This window comes from Nocardioides sp. NPDC057577, assembly GCF_042801335.1.
In the GTDB taxonomy this organism is placed as follows: Bacteria; Actinomycetota; Actinomycetes; order Propionibacteriales; family Nocardioidaceae; genus Nocardioides.
In genome coordinates this window covers 1-1,514 of record NZ_JBHVGB010000324.1, presented here as the reverse complement: position 1 = coordinate 1,514, position 1,514 = coordinate 1, and the positions used below count along the sequence as shown (strand labels likewise).

Annotated in this window: 1 protein-coding gene and 1 pseudogene; one reads left to right on the top strand and one right to left on the bottom strand. The window is 67.5% G+C overall.

Annotated features, from left to right (window positions below):
• The first annotated feature begins 188 nt into the window (after window positions 1-188).
• Window positions 189-1,192 (top strand): annotated as a pseudogene (locus ACFU7D_RS29475) (IS5 family transposase).
• A 19-nt stretch (window positions 1,193-1,211) separates the two neighbouring features.
• Here ACFU7D_RS29475 and ACFU7D_RS29470 read toward each other — a convergent pair.
• Complete coding sequence (locus ACFU7D_RS29470) at window positions 1,212-1,370, bottom strand: hypothetical protein (protein WP_157840981.1); 159 nt, start codon at window positions 1,368-1,370, stop codon at window positions 1,212-1,214.
• Window positions 1,371-1,514 lie beyond the last annotated feature (144 nt).

The window sequence follows — 1,514 nt, the reverse complement described above, 5'->3', positions numbered from 1 at the left end:
GTTTCACGTCGTGTGCCGCCTCCGGTGCCGGCCGTCCCCCGGTCCCGTCCGTGGTCACGGCACGCGCACAGGAACACACAGCCGACGCCCATGTTCCTGCCAGCCGGGCTGCCTAGGGCCTGTGTGAGGTCGTGATCAATATCTGCGTTCCGCTGCCGTGCCGGGACGGATCACGGTAGAACGCCGGTGTGACGCGCCGACAGCTCAGTGACGACCAGTGGGAACTCATCCAGCCGTACTTGCCGGTCGGCGAGTACGGCCCCTACCCGGTGAAGTTGCGGGACCAGTTCGAGGGTGTGATCTGGCGTTTCCGGTCCGGCGCCCAGTGGCGGGAGATGCCCGAGCAGTTCGGTCCCTGGCCCACCGTCTACGGCCGTTTCCGGGTCTGGCGGGACGCAGGCGTGTTCACCGCACTGCTCGAGGGGCTGATCGCCGAGGCCGCCGGGCAGGGGAAGACCGACCTGTCACTGGTCAGCGTGGATTCCACGACCACCCGCGCGCATCACGACGCCGCCGGAATACCCGTCGCCCCCGAGGTCATGGAGGCCCTGGAGAAGGCCGTGCGGGAACAGGAACAGGCCCGGCAAAAGGGGGCGGCCAAGGGGAACAGAACGGACAGGGCGACGCCGACGATCCTGGACGGGAAGAACGGCGACGCATCCGGCGAAGACGCAAAGCCCGCCTGAAGCAGGCCCTGCTCGGCCGGTCCAGAGGCGGCCTGACCTGCAAGGTCCACCTCGCTTCCGACCGCAAGTGCCGCCCCCTGGCGCTCGTGTTGACGGCTGGACAGGCCGCCGACAGCCCGCAGTTCCTCCCCGTCCTGAACAAGGTCCGCATCCGGTTGCCCGTCGGCCGCCCACGCACCCGGCCGGACGCGGTCGCCGGCGACAAGGCGTACTCCTCCCGCGCCAACCGGTCCTACCTGCGTAAACGCGGCATCAAGGCCGTCATCCCGGAGAAGAAGGACCAGGCCGCCCACCGCAAGAACCGCGGCCGCAAGGGCGGCCGGCCCGTCACCCACGACGCCGAGCTCTACAAGGACCGCAACACCGTCGAACGCATGATCAACAAACTGAAAGCCTGGCGCGGCATCGCCACCCGCTACGACAAGTCCCCCGAGAGCTACGACGCCGGACTCCACCTCCGAGCCTCTCTGATCTGGATCAACGACCTCTTACCGACGACCGAATGATCACAACCTCACACAGGCCCTAGAAGACGGCCTCCAGCAGCAAGCGAAGGACCATGTGGCACGCCGCGACGATGGCGACGCCCACCACCTCGACGTCCTCCTCACCGCGGGCGCAGCGCGTCAGCCAAGGCGTGACATGTTCGTAGCTCCTTCGAAGCCGCTCCAGGAGACGCCGCATGCGCCCTCGCAGAAGCGGAGTCGACCTTTTCGCTGGTGAGGGTGAGGGTGAGGGTGAGGGTGAGGGTGAGAGTGAGGGTGAGGTGGGGGTGGCTGCGATTATCCGTTCATGACTGTGATTCCCGTGTACCGGTCCTGGCAGCGG

Bases quoted from the DNA above. Each gene is read 5' to 3' on its own strand.
- ACFU7D_RS29470 (WP_157840981.1), bottom strand. From the start codon at position 1,370: ATGCGGCGTCTCCTGGAGCGGCTTCGAAGGAGCTACGAACATGTCACG.